This is a genomic window from Maribacter sp. LLG6340-A2, from assembly GCF_045057105.1.
Classification (GTDB): domain Bacteria; phylum Bacteroidota; class Bacteroidia; order Flavobacteriales; family Flavobacteriaceae; genus Maribacter.
This window is the reverse complement of sequence record NZ_CP159332.1, coordinates 3,118,869-3,137,962: the sequence shown is the minus strand read 5'-3', so window position 1 is coordinate 3,137,962 and position 19,094 is coordinate 3,118,869. Positions and strand designations below refer to the sequence as shown.

Below are 19,094 nucleotides of genomic sequence, written 5' to 3'. Positions count from 1 at the left end.
TCAACACGAAAATTACGAAATAGCATGATTTACACCTATTTTTAATATCTTGTTTAAAAATAACAACACTATGAAAATTAAAGTAATTGTATTACTATTAAGCGTTGCATTCACGACAAATGCATTTGCCAAGACCAAAGAAAACATAACGGAGACAAAAATGATAAAAACAGACAGTCTATTAAGACATGCCGTTTTTTTTAAGTTCAAGGAAGGGACCACCCCAGAACAAATAAAAAAAGTAGAAGATGCCTTTAGCGCACTGCCGTCTAAAATTGAGCAGATTAAAGGATATGAGTGGGGGCTGAACAATAGTCCTGAAGGATTGAACAAAGGTTTTACCCATGCTTTTTTTCTAACTTTTGAAAGCGAAGAAGACCGTGCGGTTTATTTACCGCATCCAGACCATAAAGCTTTTGGAGCCGTATTGACTCCGTATTTAGAAGATGTATTTGTGGTAGATTATTGGACCAAATAAATGAGCAAACGCCATTAATATTTAAAGCCCTTGTGTTTACAAACACAAGGGCTTTAATTTTTTGAATTCTTTATTTTAGGCGCTGGCTGTTTTTTCTAAAAGTGCTTTATTTATTTCCTTGACCAAAGCCGGACCTTCATAAACAAAACCGGTCCATAATTGTATTAAATCTGCACCTGCTTCCAGTTTTTCAATAGCGTCTTGGGCAGAATGAATACCTCCTACCCCTATAATTGGAAAAGCCTTGTTGCTTTTTTCTGAAAGAAAGCGGATTACTTCAGTACTTCTGTTCTTTAACGGAGCACCACTTAAACCACCCTTTTCCTCAACCAATAAAGCGTGGGATTTTAGATTTTCTCTTGATATTGTAGTATTTGTTGCTATAATACCATCTATACTAGTAAGGCTTACAATATCAATAATATCCAATAATTGACTATTTGTTAGATCAGGAGCAATTTTAAGTAAAATAGGTTTACGCTGCATATTTTGGCGCTTACTAAGTTTTGAATTCTCCAACTGAAGTTCATTTAACAAGGCGGTAAGTGGTTCTTTATCCTGTAACTCCCTTAAGCCGGGTGTGTTGGGCGAGCTAACGTTGACTACAAAATAATCCACATAATCAAAAAGGGCATCAAAACAAATGAGGTAATCCTTAATTGCTTCATTGTTAGGGGTAACTTTATTCTTACCAATGTTACCGCCAATGAGCACATTATGTTCTTTCTTTAAATTTTCCACAGCCTCAAAAACCCCTTGGTTATTAAAGCCCATTCTATTAATTATGGCCTTGTCTGCTTTTAAACGAAACAATCTTTTCTTAGGATTACCTTCTTGGGGTTTAGGAGTAAGCGTACCAATTTCTACGAATCCAAATCCAAAATCAGATAATTCATTAAACAAAACGGCATTTTTATCGAAACCAGCGGCCAAACCAACCGGATTCTTAAACTTTAACCCAAAAAGTTCCCGTTCCAACTTTTTATCCTCTACCAAAAACATTGACTTTATGAGGCCGGATAATCCAATCCTAGAAAAGAATTTTATGCTTGAAAAACTGAGATAATGAACTTTCTCCGGGTCTAGAAGAAATAGAATAGGTCTAATGAAAAGCCTGTACATTGAATTATATTAGGTGCAGCAAAAATACAAAAGTGAAATTGAAAAACTATAGTGATTTACTATCAGTTTTTGTTGTACAAACTATCTGAATAGACTGTTGGTTCAACCAAAAATGGAGAGCGGGAAGCTTCTTTGCAAAGAGACTGGTATAATGCGTACTGCTTAGGGTTAAACAAAGCCAACATCCTTTTATCTATCATGGTTTGGACCCTGGCCATACTATCCATGACCGCTTTGTATTTTTCTGCAAGATTACTTAACTCCGTTACGGTACTTTGAGGGTGGCGTTCCTTAATGTTTTTCAATTCATTATTTAGCACACTGTTTCTATACTTTAACTCCGCCCCAAAATTCAGTAATTGTTGGCGCTGTGGTTTATTTAATTGAAATACGTTCATGATAACCGTATCATTTGTGACCCCTACACCCAAAACACAATCTGCCTGGCCCCAAGCAACGGAGGTACTTAAACATATCAACATTAAAAAATAAAATACGGTTCGGCCCATTATAATTGTAATAGCTATTTAGGGTGACCAATTTACAATTTATAAGCTTATTTTTGATAAAACCCATTTACAATGCAGCATATTATTGACCGTTTTATTAGCTATGTGACCATAGATACCCAGAGCGATGCATCATCTAACACCACTCCAAGCACCGAAAAGCAGTGGGATTTAGCCCATAACTTAGTAGCTGAATTAAAAGCTATTGGCATGACCGATGTAACCATTGATAAGAACGCATATATCATGGCTACATTACCTTCAAATGTTAAACATGATGTGCCTGTTATAGGATTTATTGCCCATTTTGACACCTCACCAGATTTCTCCGGTACTAATGTAAAGCCTCAAATTATTACTAATTATGACGGACATGACATTATACTGAACAAAGAAAAAAATATTATTCTTTCCTCCACCTATTTTGACGATTTACTACAGTATGTTGGGCAGACCATCATTACCACGGACGGCACCACGTTATTAGGCGCAGATGATAAAGCGGGTATAACGGAAATTGTTACGGCAATGGAATATTTAATAAACCATCCAGAGATTAAACATGGTACTATAAAAATAGGGTTTACCCCAGACGAGGAAATTGGAAAAGGGGCGCATAAATTTGATGTGGAAAAATTTGGCGCACAATGGGCCTATACTATGGATGGCAGTCAAATAGGGGAATTGGAATATGAAAATTTTAATGCCGCAAGTGCAACTATTTCTATCTTAGGCAAAAGTGTGCATCCTGGTTACGCCAAAGATAAAATGGTAAATGCGGTTCTTATAGCCAATAAAATAATAGAAGATCTTCCACGACACGAAATACCGGAGGAAACCACTGGTAGAGAAGGCTTTTTTCATGTGCATAGTCTTAACGGTGAAATTGAAAATGCCACTATAGAAATGATAATAAGGGATCATGATATGGATCACTTTCTACAAAGAAAAGAGCTTATACGCTCAATTGTCAAAAAATACAATGAAGCATATGATGACTGCATAACTTTAACTTTAGAAGACCAGTATTTTAATATGAAAGAAAAGGTAGAACCTGTTTTTCATATTGTTGAGATAGCAAAAAAAGCTATGGAAGATTTAGGTATAAAGCCAATTATAAAACCAATACGTGGGGGTACAGATGGTTCCCAACTGAGTTTTATGGGGCTGCCCTGCCCCAATATTTTTGCTGGCGGTCATAATTTTCATGGCAAATATGAATATGTACCCGTAGAGAGTATGCAAAAAGCGGTAAACGTAATCGTTAGAATCTGTGAACTAACAGCAAATACATAGTTATGGACAAAACGGAAAAACTTGAAAAATTTTACAAAGAAGAGCATCCTTTTAATAAAGGGGTCAACGAGTTAAGGGACATAGCACTAAAAAGCGGTCTCAAAGAAACGTACAAATGGAATTTCCCTACATATACCTTGAACGATAAAAACGTCATAGCTATAGGTAAATTTAAAGCTCACTTTGGGGTTTGGTTTTTTAACGGTGTATATCTAAAAGACCCAAAAAAAGTATTGGAAAATGCCCAAGAAGGCAAAACCAAAGCCATGAGACACTGGAAGTTTAAATCAGAAAAGGATATTGATTATGAAAATTTAAAAAACTACATTTTAGAAGCAATTGAAAATCAAAAAAAGGGGCTTCAATTTACCCCTGAAAAAAAATCTATCACATCATTTAAACTGCCATCCTACCTATTAAATGCATTGGAACAAAAGAACGATTTTGAAAAAGCGTTCTACTCGTTAAGCCCTTATAAACAAAAGGAATATGCAGAATACATAGCCTCTGCCAAGCAAGAAAAAACTAAGATATCTAGACTTGAAAAAATTATACCACTTATACTAGAACACAAAGGACTTAACGATAAATACCGTTAAGTCCTTTGTATACTCTTACAAAAAGGGAACTTTATAGCCATTATTATAATTGGCTTTTATAAATTCATTGGCCGCGGAATCGGTAAATTCTTTCTTATCCTTATCCCAATATACCCTATTACCGGTCTTATATGCCACATTACCCATATGGGAAACTACTGCTGCATCATACCCAACTTGTAGGGGAGCTGTTAAAATTGATGAATCTCTCTTCTTAACCGCTTCAATAAAATTTTTGGTGTGCAGGTCTAAACCACTCACCCCTTTGTTATCATAAGAAAGAGCCTCCATTTTAGGAATACCTTCCTTGCCCCAGCCTTGAAATTCTTTTTCAGGTATTACTTCCCAACCACCTCTGTCCAAGACCAAGGTACCGTTGTTTCCTATAAATGCAATTCCATGATTTCTTCCATAATTACCACCGTCAATACCGGTAGCATGTTCCCATAAAATAGAAAATCCATCATATTCATAAACGGTCTGCAAAGTATCCGGAGTTTCTGAAGCATCATTGGGATAAGCAAATTTGCCCCCTAGTGCCATAACGGATTTTGGATAACCTGCCTTCATTCCATAGAGGGCATAATCCATTAAATGTACTCCCCAGTCTGTCATTAAGCCACCGGCATAATCCCAAAACCATCTAAAATTAAAATGGAATCTATTGGCATTGAACGCCCTTGTTGGCGCTGGACCCAACCACATATCATAATCTACCCCGTCTGGAGCTTTAGAATCCGCAAGAATGGGTACAGGCTTCATCCAACCTTGATAGGCCCATGCCTTGGCCAATCTTATTTCACCAAGTGCCCCAGAATGCACAAAATTAATAGCATCGACAAAGTGTGGTTGACTTCGCTGCCATTGCCCAATTTGTACCATACGGTCACTGTTCCCTACTCCGATCAGCATACTATCCGCCTCTTGTATGGAATTGGCTATAGGCTTTTCACAATATACATCCTTTCCCGCCTGCAAAGAATCTGCTAATTGTAGGCAGTGCCAATGATCTGGAGTACCTATAATTACAACATCAATATCTTTATTATCTAATAAAGACCTATAGTCCTTATACCATTTTGGCTTTTTAACGCCTGCCTTTTGCAAATCTGCCGTTCTGGATTTTAACACGTTCTCATCAACATCACATAAAGCTATTACATTTATTTCGCTCATTTTCAGGAAAGAAGACAAGTCTGAAAAGCCCATACCCTTACAACCTATTAAACCAACATTGATGGTATCATTGGGGCCCACTTTTTTCCTCATCATTGATAATAACTCCATAGGAAACATAAACGATGCCCCTGTTGCCACTAATCCAGCAGTACTTTTCCGTATAAAACTTCTTCTATTTTGTAACATGTTGCTAATTTAAATACGGTTAAATATAGCGCAATAAGGGCAAAAAAAAAACACTAATGTTTCCATTAGTGTTTTTTATACATTTTTAGATTATTTATTTTTCAGGAGCGTTCAGTTTTTTACTCATCTCCATTGATATTGCCGATCTATCAAATTTTAATTTTCCAGCCATAGTTTCCAATACACATGAAAAATCCTTGTCATTTAAATCTACTACTTTTCCGTGCAGTCCGCTTTTGGTAACCACACGATCACCACGTTTTAATTCTGCCGAAAACTTCTTTTCATCTTTTTGTCTTTTCATTTGAGGTCTGATCATAAAGAAATATGCGACCACAAAGATTAAGATCATTGGAAGAAACTGTCCTAATTCACCCATTATTTGGTTTGTATAAAATTATAATTATTTAACAGGTCCTAATGGAGCTGCTCCTTTTGGGTTTACAAAAGCTTTGATTCTTAAAAGCTCCGATCCCTTTGCCGTATTTGCCGTAACCGTAATTGTTTTTGTTACTTGGTTTTGACCCGATCCGTTGAAATTTACTTTTAACTCACCAGACTCGCCAGGAGCAATTGGATCTTTTGGTGGGTTGGGAACCGTACATCCACAGCTACTTTTAGCATCTGTAATAATCAAAGGGGCATTACCCGTATTGGTAAATTTAAAAACCGTTTCTTGAGGAGTACCTTGTTCAATGGTTCCAAAATCATGCTCTGCCTTCTCAAAAGACATTACAGGTACCGCTTTTGCTGCTTCATCCCTTACTGCCGCCTCTGCTACATTATCACTTTTAATCTTACTGGAGGCATTTTCCTTACAGGAAGTAAAAGCTACCATTGACACAAGCCCAACAATTAAAACTATTTTTTTCATACTTTTTAGATTTATCAATTTAATGTAAAATTATAAAATATTTTTATAACAGCCCTCTCCCTATTTTATTGAGTTTACCCGCTGTTTTATACTCTTTTGTAAGCTTATCTAAAATACCATTGATGAATATGCTGCTCTTGGGCGTGGAATATTCTTTGGCAATTTCCAAATACTCGTTAATAGTTACCCTTTCTGGTATAGACGGAAAATGTAAAAGCTCACAAATTGCCATTCTTAAAAGAATACTGTCAACCTCAGCTATACGGTCTTTATCCCAATTAGGGGTTTTGCCCTCTATCTCTTTTTCAAGCTCGGCATTTTTCAATAAGGTCCTAGAAAGTAATTGCAAGGCAAACTGCATGTCCTCGTCATCCTTTAACAGACTAGGCAGAAAATAAGACTCTGCGTGGGACTCTTTCGTTTTCTTTAAATGCTTTAAAACAAAAGTATTGACAATAGGGATATCATCTACCCAAGTCAATTTATCATCTTCAAAATAATCATATATTTTTTCATTGGGAGCTATGATGGTCTTGAACAAGGTCATGATCAGTTCTTTATCCGAAGCATAATCACTACCGGGCAAGGACATATATTCTTGATACACTTCACTTTCAATAATCTCCTTATAGATCAATTTTACATATTCCTCGTTCAGATACCAATTATCCAACTTTCTATGGGCAATTTCTTCTTCTAAAGACTTGTTTTGTGCAATTTGCAACAACAATTTGTTCTGAATAAATTTTTTGGGATTGGGGTATTCATTTTTCTCGCTGATGTATTTATTTGCGGAAAGGGAAATTTGATCGGCAGCTCTCTTCTGTAATTCTACAAAAAGACCTAACCAAAGCAAATAGAGCGTATAGGTATTCTCTATGCTTACTTTTAGAAACTTCTCCTGTTTTTGCAAGGAATCATCCTTGGATTGAATTAGGGCGTAAATGCTCTGCATTACCTTTACCCTAATATGCCTTCTTGTAAGCATTTTAAAGAACTTATTTAATTAGATTATTCATTAACACCGCAAAGGTAAGTATCTATTTAAAGGGTCACAATAGCAATTGCATTTATCTTAGTTATTTTATAACACTTGGTTTTAGGGCAAAAAACTATCTTTGAACAAAATTTATATTTTTCTTTTTTTGCACAACTTATGAAAGAACTTAAGCATCTTAACAAATACTTCAAGAAATATTGGCTTAAACTCTTTCTAGGTATCATAATAACGATTGTTGCACGGCTTTTTCAATTGATCATGCCCTCTTATGTAAACAAGAGCATATCTGTAGTAGAACAATTTTTAAATGAGGAAATAGCAAAGACCGAAGCCCAAGACCTATTATTACAATTTATTCTAATTATTGTTGGCGCGGCACTGCTATCTGGCTTTTTTACATTTTTAATGCGTCAAACCATTATTAATATCTCTAGATATATTGAGTACGACCTGAAAAATGAAATATTTGACCACTATCAGAAGTTGAGTCTTAATTTTTATAAGAAAAACAGAACCGGAGACTTAATGAACAGGATCAGTGAAGATGTCAACGAAGTTCGTATGTATGCCGGTCCGGCTATTATGTATGGCATACAGACCTTAACGCTATTTGCCTTTTTAATACCGTTAATGTTCATTAAGGCTCCTACATTGGCCGCCTATACCCTACTACCTTTACCTATTTTGTCCGTATTAATCTATCAAATTAGTAAGGTAATCCACAAAAGGAGTACTATAGTACAGCAATACCTATCAACCCTATCAACCTTTACCCAAGAAGTATTTTCTGGAGTTTCTGTTATTAAGGCATATGCATTAGAACCCCAGACCAATGCAGATTTAACCTTGCTTGCCAATGAAGGTAAAAAAAAGAGTATAAGTCTGGCCAAGGTAAATGCATGGTTTTTCCCCTTAATGATTCTATTAATCGGTATTAGTAATATTCTAGTTATCTATATTGGCGGTAAACAGTATTTGGCGGGCGAAATAAGTGTAGGCCTAATTGCAGAATTTATCCTGTATGTAAATATGTTGACATGGCCAGTAGCCATTGTTGGGTGGCTTACCTCCATAGTGCAAAGAGCCGCGGCTAGCCAAGAAAGAATTAATGAATTTCTAAGGCAAACTTCAGAATTGGAAAACACTGCCACCAACAAACATCAAGTAGAAGGTAAAATAGAGTTTAAAAACGTGGGCTTTACCTATGAGGATACCAATATTACTGCTTTAACAAACCTTTCCTTTACCATTAATAAAGGGGAAACCACAGCGATAATAGGTAAGACCGGTTCAGGAAAATCAACCATTCTGGACCTAGTAGCCAGATTGTACGACACTACCTCCGGAGAAATACTTATAGACGATGAACCCATAAAAAATATAGACCTTACCAATCTAAGGGAAGCAATAGGTGCCGTTCCCCAAGATGCATTTTTATTTTCAGATAGTATAAGGAACAATATAAAATTTGGTAAGGAGGATGCTACTGAAAAAGAAATCATTGACATTGCCAAAGATGCCGTTGTTCATGAAAATATCATGGGCTTTTCCAAAACATATGACACCGTATTGGGCGAAAGGGGAATTACACTGAGCGGTGGTCAAAAACAACGGGTATCCATTGCTAGGGCACTTATAAAAAAACCACAAATATATTTGTTCGACGACTGCCTCTCTGCAGTAGACACAGAGACCGAAGAAGAAATTCTGAACAACCTAAAAAAGGCATCTAAAAACAAGACAACATTAATTGTTAGCCATAGGGTTTCATCTGCTAAAAATGCCGACAAAATATTGGTCTTGGACAACGGTAAACTTATTCAACAGGGTACGCATGAGGAATTGAACGGTGAGGATGGGTATTATAAGGAACTATATACCAAGCAGCTGTCAGAGAAAGAAAATTAGAAAATTGTTGTCGGATAGCGTTTTTTTTTTCATTTTTGATAGTATAATGACACTAAACATAAGAAATGAGCGAAAGAGATTTATCAGACCAGGAAGAAATTCACTCCAAAGTATTACGCGCAGGCAGACGGACTTATTTTTTTGATGTAAGAAGTACCAAGGCGGGCGATTACTACCTTACGATAACAGAAAGCAAGAAGTTTACACATGATGATGGATCATTCCATTACAAAAAACACAAAATCTACCTATACAAAGAAGATTTTGAAGCTTTTAGGGAAAATGTAGAAGAAATGATGGATTTCATCATTAATGAGAAAGGATCAGAAGTTATCTCTGAAAGACATCAAAAAGATTTCAAAAAAGAAGATACCGTTTCTGAGCCAGAAGTAGAAAAGTCTCAAAGCAGTACTTCTAGTTTTACCGATGTCAGTTTTGAAGACATTTAGTAATATACGATAATCTATATTTTATAAACGACCCTAAGAAGGGTCGTTTTTTATTTTCACCCATTTATTTAAGCAGGTATTTAATTATAAAAAATGTAATTGATGCATGCACAACTAAGATTATAAGTGCCATATCTACAGGTATTACATTAATCAAGATTAAAAATAGGAAACAGATAAAAATAGGGTATGCCAATAGTCCAAAAGCAAATTTGAACGTGCCTACAAATTCTGCTTCGGGAACTTTTGGTCGTAACCAATACTTCCACAATACATAAATGGGCACATTTAAAATATATAGCAGTATCCTAAATGCACTTGAACTACTTTGAAGATTAGGTTCATTAATATTCTTCCATTCATTAAACCTCTCCACTTCATTATTTATGGCCACCGGATCAGTAAAGTCCGCCCCTCTATGTTCCAAACTTTGAACTATGCGGTCATAATTAGCATCATCTTCAATATGCGTGGTCAACATTTTAAGTTCGGTAGTTACCTTTTCTTTTATTGCCCTACTGGACCCCATATAGTCACGGGGGTCAAAAAAACTAGTTACCGCAATTGGTTTACCAAAATGTACGGAAACACGATCAGGAAAATGTGTAGCATCCTGATAATTTAATCCTACTGGGACCAATTGAATATCAAGATTAGGGTACAGCTCCAGGCTTCTAAAAAGTATTCTTGTAAACCCTTTGCTTAAAGGCCGCACTCTTCTTCGTAGATTATGGTTTGCCTCAGGAAACATCACCAATGCATTACCATTGTGCAAAACATTGGCACAAGCATCAAATATTTTATCGTTATTGGTCAAGGATTCCCTACCATCTCGTATACGGTATATGGGTAACATTTGAAAATAAGCGAAAATTCGCTTTAGAAATGCTTTCTTAAACACATCGGCACGGGTTAAAAAATAGGGTTTTCGGTTACAATCCGTTGCAATTAGAAGAACATCCATTAATGCACTTTGGTGGTTGGGCAAAAACATGACGGGCTTGTTCTTGGGCACATGCTCTAAGCCTCTTATTTCAATACCTTTATAATATGCATATAAACCGGTCTTAATGATAAATTTAACAATGGAGTACATCAATCCGTTCAAGCTATGGTTTTTTTCACGATTATTTTATTGTTCCAAATTGCGGCCAAAATTAGACCGGAAACAATATGCCAAATTCCCCAAAAAGCAGCTAATAGGGCCATACCCCCCAATCCATCAAAGAAAGTAAATATCAAAAGAAGACCTAAACCAGAATTTTGAATACCGGTTTCTATGGTGACAGACCTTCTACTTTCTTTAGGTAGTTGAAATACTGTTGCAATACCAAACCCAGTTGAAAAGGCAATTAAATTATGTACTACTACGATCCAAAATACATAGTAGATATAATCCATAAAAATAATACGGTTATTGTACAAGGCAATAAAGACCAAAAAGATAAAGAATACCAAGGAAACCACTTTAAGTCTTTTTGCAATTTTAACGGCAAGTAAGGGCTTTTTGTAATTAATCAACATACCTAGTACCAGCGGTAGTCCCAGCAATAGAAAAACCAGCTTAACCATTTCATAGGGTGATATGGAAATATTATTAACAATGTTAGAGCCTGGGACATAAAGCGCTGACCAAAAATGAAAATTCAAAGGCGTCATAACAATGGCCAACAATGTGGATAACGCTGTTAAACTCACGGATAATGCCGTATTTGCCTTAGAGAGATAAGAAATAAAATTAGAAATATTACCACCTGGGCAAGCTGCCACCATGAACATGCCCAAAGCAATGCTAGGGAAGGGCTCTATTAATACAACGAAAAAAAAGGTCACTGCGGGCAACAATATAAACTGACTAACCAAACCCACTACAATAGCCTTAGGTCTTGTAAATAAGGGCTTAAAGTCCTTTACAGAAATCTCTAACGCCACCCCGAACATTACCAGGGCCAATATAATGTTCATGACCCATAATGATCCAGAATCAAAATTGATATGAACGCTATCCAAAAGGTTATCAGTCAAAAAACTAGGAAATTTTCAATCCGTTAGGCACCGCCAAATGTGGTTGTACCAAAATTACGGATCCATTATCTACAGCTCCCAATATAAGACATTCGCTCATAAAATTGGCAATTTGTTTTTTAGGGAAATTTATAACGGCAATAACTTGCATGCCAACAAGCTCCTCTTTCTTATAGTTTTGGGTAATTTGGGCAGAAGATTTTTTAATTCCTATTTCATCGCCAAATTGGATTTTTAATTTATACGAAGGATTTCTAGCTTCTGGAAATTCATCTACTGCAATGATGGTACCGACCCTCATATCTATTTTGCTAAAATCATTCCAGGTAATGCCTTCCTTCATTATGTAATTCTAAGTTTTTCTATAAGTTCTTTAGGAACATTACCAGAATACGCACCGTAAGCATCAACCAATAAGCCTTTTTCTCCTTGGCTGGTTTCTATTACATAAAGTATAGTGTTATCATCTGGATTTGTCATACCCTCAAAACGATAAAATTTAACGACCTCCAAGTCCGTAGCCTTATGTATTTGTTTTTTGCTCTTATTTTCTATTCCTGCATCGCAGAGGTTAAAATCCTCTGTGTAACCTTCTTCTTGCAGCGCTTTAATGGCCACGGATAGTGAAATATATGATTTTTCCATAATATATGTGTTTTAGGGTTTATGAATTATGTAAAGTAAAAGCATGCCTCAAGAATTTCTTAACTTAGTACGATTAAATTTTAGTTTGTATGGCAAGAACAGAGAGTAACATGTTGGCATTGGGCACCATAGCTCCAGAATTTAGCTTACTGGATACCGTAAGTCAAAAAACCATGAACCTTCATTCCTTGACCGGCCCCAAGGGTACGGTAATCATGTTCATATGCAACCATTGCCCGTTTGTAGTCCATGTTAACCCAGAAATTACCAAAATGGCAAGGGAATATCAAGAGAAAGGAATTGGTTTTATTGCTATTTCCAGTAATGATGTAGAGAACTATCCTGAGGATGCCCCTAATTTCATGAAGATCAAGGCAAAGGCAGAAAACTATACATTTCCTTATTTATACGACGAAGATCAATCCGTTGCTAAAAGCTATAATGCGGCCTGTACCCCAGATTTTTATCTTTTTAACAAGGATTTAGAGTTGGTGTACCGTGGCCAACTTGATGATTCCAGGCCTGGCAATGACAAACCGCTAAATGGAAAGGACCTAAGAAATGCCATGGACAATCTTCTTTCAGGTACCGCAATTGACCCTGTACAAAAACCAAGTATAGGCTGTGGCATAAAATGGAAATCCTAAGGCCAATAAAATACAACACTAATGTACCCTGTTGATTTTAAACCACTAACATCATCTCTCTACCATGATTATATTACGGTGGGTACAATAGCCTACAATCAACATTATAGACATCTATGGCCAGAGGGCAACACTGCCACCTATATCCAAAATAGTTTTACAAAGGAAGTACTAATCAAGGAAGAAGGAGATGAAAATTCAGAACTTTTTGTAATTACCTTAGAAGATATAATTGTGGGTATTTTAAAACTTAGTTATGAGAAAGCTTTAACCAACTACAGGAATAATGAAACCCTTTTTTTGGATAAAATATATATTAAAAAAGAATACACGGGCAAGGGTATAGGAAAAGCGGCCTTAAATTTTATAGCTACAAAAGCAAAAACCAAATTAAAAAAAGTTGTCTTTTTAGAAGCCATGCAAAAAGGCTTGGCTTTACCTTTTTATATAGCCAATGGTTTTTCTATAGTTGGAACCACCCAAGTACCCTTTAACAATGTAATTGAAGAGGAAAAACCAATGTACATATTGTTAAAGGAGATTTAATTACCAATTGTTTCTTTCCATAAGGTTTTTTATGTGGGCATAGTGGTGGTTGCTATGCCAAGCATATTTACCCAAATTTTCCGCAACGGAAACATTCATGTTACCATCTGGGTGTATATAACTTTTTTGGTAATCTGATGCTGATATATGTTTCAACAAATACACAAGTTTTGCATGTATAGCAGTCAGGTAATTCAAGGACAAGGAAATAGGTGCGCTTTTAGCATCAATTAAATTACTCCAATCCTTTTCTTCATATACTTTTATCAAAGGTCTATTTTCCGTCAAGGCCCACTTAAACCTGGTATAGCTATGATGGTGGCTATCTGCCAAGTGGTGTATAACCTGCCTAACCGTCCAACCACCATTTCTATAAGGAGTGTCCAGTTGTTTTTCGTTAAGACCGCCAACCAAATCATTTAATCTTTTTGGTAAGGTATCCAATACCGTAATCCATCTATTTATATCCGCTTTGGATATTTCATCCGGACACTCAAAATGCCCTATGGGATATTTTAATTTTTCTAACTCTTCCATTGGATAAATGTAAAAAATTTTAATAGACTTTTAACCTAAAAACTGGAGTATAGCTCTATTAATCTAGTAACTTTATAGGATAAAAAAATTTAAAAAAATTACAACATGGCAACAATACGATTAGGGGACAAAGCACCCGATTTTACAGCAGATAGTTCCGTAGGAACCATAAATCTTTACGATTATTTAGGAGATAGTTGGGGAATTTTATTTTCACACCCTGCAGACTTTACTCCGGTCTGTACAACAGAGTTAGGTACGGCCGCTAAATTTAAGGATGAATTTGACAAACGCAATGTTAAAATGTTAGCGCTAAGTGTAGATGGTGCAGCATCTCATGCAGAATGGATCAAGGATATTAATGAAGTACAGGACACGGTAGTTAATTTTCCAATAATTGCCGATGAGGACAAAAAGGTCTCTGACCTTTATGATATGATCCATCCTAATGCAGATAATAATTTAACCGTACGCTCAGTATTTATTATAGCCCCTGATAAAACAGTTAAACTTACGTTGACCTACCCAGCTTCTACAGGTAGAAATTTCTATGAACTTTTAAGGGTCATAGATTCCTTGCAACTAACTGCATATCATAAAGTTGCCACTCCTGCCAATTGGGAAAACGGTAATGACGTTGTAGTTAGCCCCGCAATCTCCACCGCAGATGCAAAGGAACTATTTTCTAAGGGGGTAACAGAAGTAAAACCGTATCTAAGAATGACTCCAGACCCTACAAAATAGGCTCAAAAAACAGTTCATAGTCAATAAGTTATGTGTATTTGTTTAACCTTAATATAACCTGTAGGAATATTACTTATTAAATAATTAAACACTATATTTGCGCTTTAATTAATATTTAATTTTTCTATTATGAGTAAAGGAACAGTAAAATTCTTCAATGATTCCAAAGGTTACGGATTTATCACTGAAGATGGTTCAAACGAAGATCATTTTGTACACATTTCTGGCTTAATCGATGAAGTTCGAGAAGGTGATGTTGTAGAATTTGAACTACAACAAGGTAAAAAAGGATTAAACGCCGTTAATGTGAAGGTAATTGACTAGGTAACGATTTAACTTTTTTATAGTTTAAAACCTGATTCTACGGAGTCAGGTTTTTTTTATGTAAAAAAATTCTACTTTTTTACGCAACCATTATACTACTTACACATCTACCAATAAACAACCAGAGTTCCCCAACCTTATTTAAACAACTATGAATACATTTTTGACCGTACTTTTGGTATTATTGATTGTCAATGTTGCATTAATTCTAGGCAGCTTCGTTACCAGAAAAAAGTAAGTTTACCTCATTACTAAAGTAAAATAGTAATTAGAATCAAAAACAAAAAAACACCTATATCCTTAAGACATAGGTGTTAAACTGTTTTATATATGTAAGGTTAACCTACCTTCATCAATTCTACATCAAAAATCAACGTAGCATTTGGTGGAATAACCCCACCTGCTCCTGCAGCGCCGTACGCCAAATCAGATGGTATTACAAATCGTGCCTTGTCACCTACTTGCAATAAGGAGATTCCTTCATCCCATCCTGGAATAACTTGACCAATACCCAATTGAAAATCAATAGGGGAATTACGTTTATAAGACGAATCAAAAACTTGTCCATCCAATAAAGAGCCTTCATAATGAACGGAAACAGTTTTGCCTTTTTCTGCCTTGGTACCGTTTCCTTTTTGTATCATTTTATAACGGAGTCCAGATGCCGTAGTATCAAAACCTGCCGCAACTTTATCAAGCTCAGCTTGTTGTTTGGCCTTTTCTGCTGCTATACGTGCCTCTCCGGCAGCGTTAAAATCCTCAAACGCCTTTAGGGCATCCCAATTTTCTGCTTCATCACCTACTCTAACAATTTCAACTGAATCTATCTTATCATCTTGTGCAATGGCATCTACAACTTCCTGACCACTAGCTACTGCACCAAAAACTGTATGTTTATTATCTAACCAAGGAGTTGGCCCGTGTGTAATAAAAAACTGGCTACCATTGGTACCTGGTCCTGAATTTGCCATAGATAATATTCCAGGAGCGTCATGTTTTAGTTCTGGATGAAACTCATCATCAAACTTATAACCGGCATCTCCAGTACCACGGCCTAAAGGACATCCACCTTGAATCATAAAATCTGGGATCACCCTATGAAATTTTAGTCCATTGTAGAATGGTTCCCCCTCACTTTTGGCGGTATTCTTCTTTTTTCCTTCAGCTAAGGCCACAAAATTACCCACCGTACCAGGAGTTTTTTCATGTGTTAATTTTACTAATATCTCGCCTTTGCTCGTATTGAACTTGGCATAAATTCCATCTTCCATTATACTGATTTTAAATATCCGGCAAAGGTAAAGAAATTTTGCCGTTCATGAATTTACAGTACGCAACGGCCATTTTAAAAGATATGTTAAAAAGAAGATAAACCAATATATTTATACTTCTATCGAGAAGAATAAATTATTATTGAAAATATAACGTTGTTTGTTTTCCTATACAAAACGCATCATTTTTAATATGGCTGTTAAACAACGTATTTACCAAATTGATTTATTACGATTTGTTGCCGCAGTTGGCATTATGTTAGTCCATTACCTTTATAGGGGATTCAAAGCAGATAATTTAACGAACCTTAGCTTTCTAGAACTTGCCGGGGAATGGGTTAAATATTGTGCTGTATTCATTGACCTTTTCTTTATTATCAGCGGATTCGTAATTACATTATCTGTCGCCAACAAATCCGTAACCTATTTTTTTAAATCTCGGGTAGTTCGTCTATTTTCGGTTTATTGGCTCTGTGCATTTATTACTTATTTGGTTACTATATTCTACGGTGCCCCAAGGTTTACGGCAACATTTGGTCAATTTCTTTTTAATTTGACGCTGTTACAGGATTTCTTTGACATTGAACGTTTAGACGGAGCGTATTGGACCATGTCCGTAGAACTTAGGTTTTACGCCTTGGCTCTTGGCTATCTGATACTTTACAGATATAAAAAAATAAAGGTGAACACAATTGCCTATATATGGCTTGGGCTAACGGTAATATACCCGCTTGTGCAAAATATATTTATTTTCAAAGTACTTAATCTTTTCCTAATGTTCCAATGGTCGCCTGCGTTTATTGCTGGGATGTTGATGGCAGACATTTATAAAAGTAAAACGGTAAATCTCAAGAACGGAATAGCCATTGGTATATGTTTTATTTTATCTTGTTTTCACCGTTTGATATATGCCAAAATGGCCATGGTCATATATAACGAAACCTTTTCAGAACCGGTAATCTTCGCCGTAATGTTCAGTGCATACGGGATAATGCTCTTAGTAATCTTAGGAGGATTAAAATGGATGAACAAACCTTATTTTTTATACTTGGGCATTATGACCTATCCTTTATACCTACTGCACCAACGCATAGGATATATTATATTTAATAATCTTATGGGCTACATGAATAAATATGTAATCTTGATAGGAACCATTACATTAATGATTACGGCATCCTTCATTATTGTAAGGTACATTGCCGGGCCATTATCTAACTTCATGGAAAAATACCTGGGCAAGGTCATTGACTTTATCTTGGGTATTAAGTTGAGGTCCTCATCATTGCCAAAATCGGAAATTGAAAATATTCCCAGTAAGTTATCCGATAAGTAAATAACCATAGTAATAAGCTTTTTTGCAATAGCTGATTCATGGCTTAATCCAACCCATATTTATCCACTAAATATATCAAACTGGTCATTGTAGCGGCACCAAGTTGCAATTCACGCTGGTTTACCTGCTCAAAAGTATCGTTCTCTGCATGGTGATAATCAAAGTATCGTTGAGAATCTGGTCTTAGTCCGGCCAATACTATATTTTGGTTCGTTGATTTTTTTAAAGGTCCAATATCGGCACCGCCAAACCCCTTTTCAAAAAAATGAATTAAATAGGGCTTAAATAATGGCTTCCATGCTTCAATATTTTCAATCTCCTTGTCCGTAGCATCCAAGGTAAAACCTCTTGGCGTAAATCCGCCAGAATCACTTTCCAAAGCAAATATGTGATGCTCTTTACCTTTACTGGCCCAATCTGCATAAGCATTTCCTCCCCTAAGTCCGTTTTCTTCATTCATAAACAGTACCACCCTAATGGTCCTTTTGGGCCTATATCCGGTTGTTTTAAATAAATTGAGCACCTCCATACTCTGAACGCACCCAGCACCATCATCATGAGAACCATCTCCAAGATCCCAAGAATCTAAATGTCCGCCTACCACAATAATTTCGTTAGGCAATGTACTCCCCGTAATTTCACCAATGACATTATAGGATTCAACATCTTGAAACTGTTTGCAGTTTTGTTTGAAATAGAAATTTATATCCGGATTTAATTTTAATGAGGTACTTAACAACTCCGCCCCATTGGTACTGATTGCCGCAGCAGGAATTCTTTCACTAACGGGTTGATCGCCATACCCCATAGAACCAGTATGCGGATAATCATCTAAGCGCAAGTTCATTGAACGAACAATGACCCCAACTGCACCGTACTTAGAAGCCTCCATTGCCCCGGCATAGCGCTGGTCTACACAATTAGAGTAAGCTTCGAAGGTGTTAATTGATGTAGGATCCATAGGTTTATTGAAAAACACAATTTTACCTGCTATTTCTTTTTCCCCCAGCTGTTCCAAGGCTTCAATGCCTTCAACTTCCACAATTTTGGCCTTTAATCCTTTTGGCGGTGTAGCCACGGATCCACCCAGCGCACATATGGCAACGTTGGTAGTCATACCGGGAGTAGTCTCATAATAGGCAAATTCCGGAGTTCCCCTAACCCATTTGGGAACCATTACCGGTTGTAACCAGACTTTGTCCACCCCAAGGGAATCTAATTGCAGTTTGGTATAGTCAACTGCTTGTTGCGCTTGTACTGAGCCGGACAACCTGCCCCCAATTTGGTTGGATAAATAATTTAACCAATGATACCCGGTGGCGTTGGTCAAAGCGGAATCATAGAATGCCTTAATCTGTTCTTCATCATTTTTTTGGGCATGGCCCATAAACATACAGGCAAAAATGAATACAAAACCCA

Annotated in this window: 23 protein-coding genes; 10 read left to right on the top strand and 13 right to left on the bottom strand. The window is 36.3% G+C overall.

The genetic code is table 11. The features are described from left to right. Nucleotides 1–70 precede the first annotated feature (70 nt). On the top strand, nucleotides 71–478 hold the full coding sequence (locus ABVM52_RS13215; RefSeq protein WP_405381246.1) for a Dabb family protein: 408 nt from the start codon (nucleotides 71–73) through the stop codon (nucleotides 476–478). 75 nt (nucleotides 479–553) lie between these two features. Here ABVM52_RS13215 and ABVM52_RS13210 read toward each other — a convergent pair whose 3' ends face one another. Both ABVM52_RS13210 and ABVM52_RS13205 read right to left on the bottom strand, forming a co-directional pair. Continuing rightward, complete coding sequence (locus ABVM52_RS13210; protein WP_405381244.1) at nucleotides 554–1,600, bottom strand: quinone-dependent dihydroorotate dehydrogenase; 1,047 nt, start codon at nucleotides 1,598–1,600, stop codon at nucleotides 554–556. Nucleotides 1,601–1,662: 62 nt separating this feature from the next. Further along, on the bottom strand, nucleotides 1,663–2,082 hold the full coding sequence (locus ABVM52_RS13205) for a hypothetical protein (RefSeq protein WP_405381242.1): 420 nt from the start codon (nucleotides 2,080–2,082) through the stop codon (nucleotides 1,663–1,665). A 99-nt stretch (nucleotides 2,083–2,181) separates the two neighbouring features. Here ABVM52_RS13205 and pepT point away from each other — a divergent pair, with 99 nt between their 5' ends. Together pepT and ABVM52_RS13195 are read left to right on the top strand one after the other, a co-directional pair. Further along, nucleotides 2,182–3,405 carry a peptidase T gene (gene pepT, locus ABVM52_RS13200; protein ID WP_405381240.1) on the top strand — a complete coding sequence of 408 codons (1,224 nt, stop codon included), beginning with the start codon at nucleotides 2,182–2,184 and terminating at the stop codon, nucleotides 3,403–3,405. Between the two features lie 2 nt (nucleotides 3,406–3,407). Next, complete coding sequence (locus ABVM52_RS13195; RefSeq protein ID WP_405381238.1) at nucleotides 3,408–4,004, top strand: YdeI family protein; 597 nt, start codon at nucleotides 3,408–3,410, stop codon at nucleotides 4,002–4,004. A gap of 15 nt (nucleotides 4,005–4,019) precedes the next feature. On the opposite strand, the gene ABVM52_RS13190 is transcribed toward ABVM52_RS13195, so the two are convergent. The 4 genes from ABVM52_RS13190 to nusB form a co-directional block, all read right to left on the bottom strand. Continuing rightward, nucleotides 4,020–5,369, bottom strand: coding sequence for a Gfo/Idh/MocA family protein (locus ABVM52_RS13190; RefSeq protein ID WP_405381236.1), 1,350 nt, complete (start codon nucleotides 5,367–5,369; stop codon nucleotides 4,020–4,022). A gap of 94 nt (nucleotides 5,370–5,463) precedes the next feature. Further along, nucleotides 5,464–5,748, bottom strand: coding sequence for a preprotein translocase subunit YajC (yajC, locus tag ABVM52_RS13185; protein WP_405381234.1), 285 nt, complete (start codon nucleotides 5,746–5,748; stop codon nucleotides 5,464–5,466). Between the two features lie 24 nt (nucleotides 5,749–5,772). Continuing rightward, the gene (locus tag ABVM52_RS13180) at nucleotides 5,773–6,243 is read right to left on the bottom strand and encodes a DUF1573 domain-containing protein (protein ID WP_405381232.1); all 471 of its coding nucleotides are present in this window, start codon (nucleotides 6,241–6,243) and stop codon (nucleotides 5,773–5,775) included. 43 nt (nucleotides 6,244–6,286) lie between these two features. Continuing rightward, nucleotides 6,287–7,231, bottom strand: a complete 945-nt coding sequence (gene nusB / locus ABVM52_RS13175) for a transcription antitermination factor NusB (protein WP_405381230.1) — start codon at nucleotides 7,229–7,231, stop codon at nucleotides 6,287–6,289. A 168-nt stretch (nucleotides 7,232–7,399) separates the two neighbouring features. On the opposite strand from nusB, the gene ABVM52_RS13170 reads away from it, so the two are divergent. Together ABVM52_RS13170 and ABVM52_RS13165 are read left to right on the top strand one after the other, a co-directional pair. Further along, a complete protein-coding gene (locus ABVM52_RS13170; RefSeq protein WP_405381228.1) occupies nucleotides 7,400–9,151 on the top strand; it encodes an ABC transporter ATP-binding protein in 1,752 nt (583 codons plus the stop codon). 65 nt (nucleotides 9,152–9,216) lie between these two features. After that, entirely contained in the window at nucleotides 9,217–9,600 is a 384-nt protein-coding gene (locus ABVM52_RS13165) for a PUR family DNA/RNA-binding protein (protein WP_405381226.1), read from the top strand. A gap of 64 nt (nucleotides 9,601–9,664) precedes the next feature. On the opposite strand, the gene ABVM52_RS13160 is transcribed toward ABVM52_RS13165, so the two are convergent. From ABVM52_RS13160 to ABVM52_RS13145, 4 genes are read right to left on the bottom strand one after another with little or no spacing between them, the layout of a single operon-like run. Further along, entirely contained in the window at nucleotides 9,665–10,708 is a 1,044-nt protein-coding gene (locus tag ABVM52_RS13160) for a lysophospholipid acyltransferase family protein (RefSeq protein WP_405381224.1), read from the bottom strand. Further along, a complete protein-coding gene (locus tag ABVM52_RS13155) occupies nucleotides 10,705–11,625 on the bottom strand; it encodes a bile acid:sodium symporter family protein (protein WP_405381222.1) in 921 nt (306 codons plus the stop codon). Before ABVM52_RS13155 ends, ABVM52_RS13160 begins: the two co-directional genes overlap by 4 nt. 4 nt (nucleotides 11,626–11,629) lie before the next feature. Next, nucleotides 11,630–11,968 carry a tRNA-binding protein gene (locus tag ABVM52_RS13150; protein ID WP_405381220.1) on the bottom strand — a complete coding sequence of 113 codons (339 nt, stop codon included), beginning with the start codon at nucleotides 11,966–11,968 and terminating at the stop codon, nucleotides 11,630–11,632. Next, the gene (locus tag ABVM52_RS13145) at nucleotides 11,968–12,270 is read right to left on the bottom strand and encodes a phosphoribosylpyrophosphate synthetase (RefSeq protein WP_405381218.1); all 303 of its coding nucleotides are present in this window, start codon (nucleotides 12,268–12,270) and stop codon (nucleotides 11,968–11,970) included. Before ABVM52_RS13145 ends, ABVM52_RS13150 begins: the two co-directional genes overlap by 1 nt. An 89-nt stretch (nucleotides 12,271–12,359) precedes the next feature. On the opposite strand from ABVM52_RS13145, the gene ABVM52_RS13140 reads away from it, so the two are divergent. Together ABVM52_RS13140 and ABVM52_RS13135 are read left to right on the top strand one after the other, a co-directional pair. After that, nucleotides 12,360–12,917 (top strand): thioredoxin family protein, encoded by a 558-nt coding sequence (locus tag ABVM52_RS13140; RefSeq protein WP_405381215.1) that lies wholly within the window; start codon nucleotides 12,360–12,362, stop codon nucleotides 12,915–12,917. Nucleotides 12,918–12,938: 21 nt separating this feature from the next. After that, nucleotides 12,939–13,463, top strand: coding sequence for a GNAT family N-acetyltransferase (locus ABVM52_RS13135; RefSeq protein ID WP_405381213.1), 525 nt, complete (start codon nucleotides 12,939–12,941; stop codon nucleotides 13,461–13,463). On the opposite strand, the gene ABVM52_RS13130 is transcribed toward ABVM52_RS13135, so the two are convergent. After that, on the bottom strand, nucleotides 13,464–14,000 hold the full coding sequence (locus tag ABVM52_RS13130; protein WP_405381211.1) for a YfiT family bacillithiol transferase: 537 nt from the start codon (nucleotides 13,998–14,000) through the stop codon (nucleotides 13,464–13,466). 105 nt (nucleotides 14,001–14,105) lie between these two features. On the opposite strand from ABVM52_RS13130, the gene ABVM52_RS13125 reads away from it, so the two are divergent. Both ABVM52_RS13125 and ABVM52_RS13120 read left to right on the top strand, forming a co-directional pair. Next, a complete protein-coding gene (locus ABVM52_RS13125; protein WP_405381209.1) occupies nucleotides 14,106–14,744 on the top strand; it encodes a peroxiredoxin in 639 nt (212 codons plus the stop codon). 129 nt (nucleotides 14,745–14,873) lie between these two features. After that, nucleotides 14,874–15,068: a cold-shock protein gene (locus ABVM52_RS13120; RefSeq protein ID WP_027064347.1), complete on the top strand. Its 195-nt coding sequence runs from the start codon at nucleotides 14,874–14,876 to the stop codon at nucleotides 15,066–15,068. A 338-nt stretch (nucleotides 15,069–15,406) separates the two neighbouring features. On the opposite strand, the gene ABVM52_RS13115 is transcribed toward ABVM52_RS13120, so the two are convergent. Beyond that, nucleotides 15,407–16,339, bottom strand: coding sequence for a peptidylprolyl isomerase (locus tag ABVM52_RS13115; protein WP_405381207.1), 933 nt, complete (start codon nucleotides 16,337–16,339; stop codon nucleotides 15,407–15,409). Nucleotides 16,340–16,532: 193 nt separating this feature from the next. On the opposite strand from ABVM52_RS13115, the gene ABVM52_RS13110 reads away from it, so the two are divergent. Beyond that, nucleotides 16,533–17,675: an acyltransferase family protein gene (locus ABVM52_RS13110; RefSeq protein ID WP_405381205.1), complete on the top strand. Its 1,143-nt coding sequence runs from the start codon at nucleotides 16,533–16,535 to the stop codon at nucleotides 17,673–17,675. A gap of 43 nt (nucleotides 17,676–17,718) precedes the next feature. Here ABVM52_RS13110 and ABVM52_RS13105 read toward each other — a convergent pair whose 3' ends face one another. Then, complete coding sequence (locus ABVM52_RS13105; protein WP_405385131.1) at nucleotides 17,719–19,068, bottom strand: M20/M25/M40 family metallo-hydrolase; 1,350 nt, start codon at nucleotides 19,066–19,068, stop codon at nucleotides 17,719–17,721. Nucleotides 19,069–19,094 lie beyond the last annotated feature (26 nt).

Coding starts and splice junctions, on each gene's coding strand:
- ABVM52_RS13215 (WP_405381246.1), top strand. CDS start 71: ATGAAAATTAAAGTAATTGTATTACTATTAAGCGTTGCATTCACGACA.
- ABVM52_RS13210 (WP_405381244.1), bottom strand. CDS start 1,600: ATGTACAGGCTTTTCATTAGACCTATTCTATTTCTTCTAGACCCGGAG.
- ABVM52_RS13205 (WP_405381242.1), bottom strand. CDS start 2,082: ATGTTGATATGTTTAAGTACCTCCGTTGCTTGGGGCCAGGCAGATTGT.
- pepT (WP_405381240.1), top strand. CDS start 2,182: ATGCAGCATATTATTGACCGTTTTATTAGCTATGTGACCATAGATACC.
- ABVM52_RS13195 (WP_405381238.1), top strand. CDS start 3,408: ATGGACAAAACGGAAAAACTTGAAAAATTTTACAAAGAAGAGCATCCT.
- ABVM52_RS13190 (WP_405381236.1), bottom strand. CDS start 5,369: ATGTTACAAAATAGAAGAAGTTTTATACGGAAAAGTACTGCTGGATTA.
- yajC (WP_405381234.1), bottom strand. CDS start 5,748: ATGGGTGAATTAGGACAGTTTCTTCCAATGATCTTAATCTTTGTGGTC.
- ABVM52_RS13180 (WP_405381232.1), bottom strand. CDS start 6,243: ATGAAAAAAATAGTTTTAATTGTTGGGCTTGTGTCAATGGTAGCTTTT.
- nusB (WP_405381230.1), bottom strand. CDS start 7,231: ATGCTTACAAGAAGGCATATTAGGGTAAAGGTAATGCAGAGCATTTAC.
- ABVM52_RS13170 (WP_405381228.1), top strand. CDS start 7,400: ATGAAAGAACTTAAGCATCTTAACAAATACTTCAAGAAATATTGGCTT.
- ABVM52_RS13165 (WP_405381226.1), top strand. CDS start 9,217: ATGAGCGAAAGAGATTTATCAGACCAGGAAGAAATTCACTCCAAAGTA.
- ABVM52_RS13150 (WP_405381220.1), bottom strand. CDS start 11,968: ATGAAGGAAGGCATTACCTGGAATGATTTTAGCAAAATAGATATGAGG.
- ABVM52_RS13145 (WP_405381218.1), bottom strand. CDS start 12,270: ATGGAAAAATCATATATTTCACTATCCGTGGCCATTAAAGCGCTGCAA.
- ABVM52_RS13140 (WP_405381215.1), top strand. CDS start 12,360: ATGGCAAGAACAGAGAGTAACATGTTGGCATTGGGCACCATAGCTCCA.
- ABVM52_RS13135 (WP_405381213.1), top strand. CDS start 12,939: ATGTACCCTGTTGATTTTAAACCACTAACATCATCTCTCTACCATGAT.
- ABVM52_RS13130 (WP_405381211.1), bottom strand. CDS start 14,000: ATGGAAGAGTTAGAAAAATTAAAATATCCCATAGGGCATTTTGAGTGT.
- ABVM52_RS13125 (WP_405381209.1), top strand. CDS start 14,106: ATGGCAACAATACGATTAGGGGACAAAGCACCCGATTTTACAGCAGAT.
- ABVM52_RS13120 (WP_027064347.1), top strand. CDS start 14,874: ATGAGTAAAGGAACAGTAAAATTCTTCAATGATTCCAAAGGTTACGGA.
- ABVM52_RS13115 (WP_405381207.1), bottom strand. CDS start 16,339: ATGGAAGATGGAATTTATGCCAAGTTCAATACGAGCAAAGGCGAGATA.
- ABVM52_RS13110 (WP_405381205.1), top strand. CDS start 16,533: ATGGCTGTTAAACAACGTATTTACCAAATTGATTTATTACGATTTGTT.
- ABVM52_RS13105 (WP_405385131.1), bottom strand. CDS start 19,068: ATGTTTATGGGCCATGCCCAAAAAAATGATGAAGAACAGATTAAGGCA.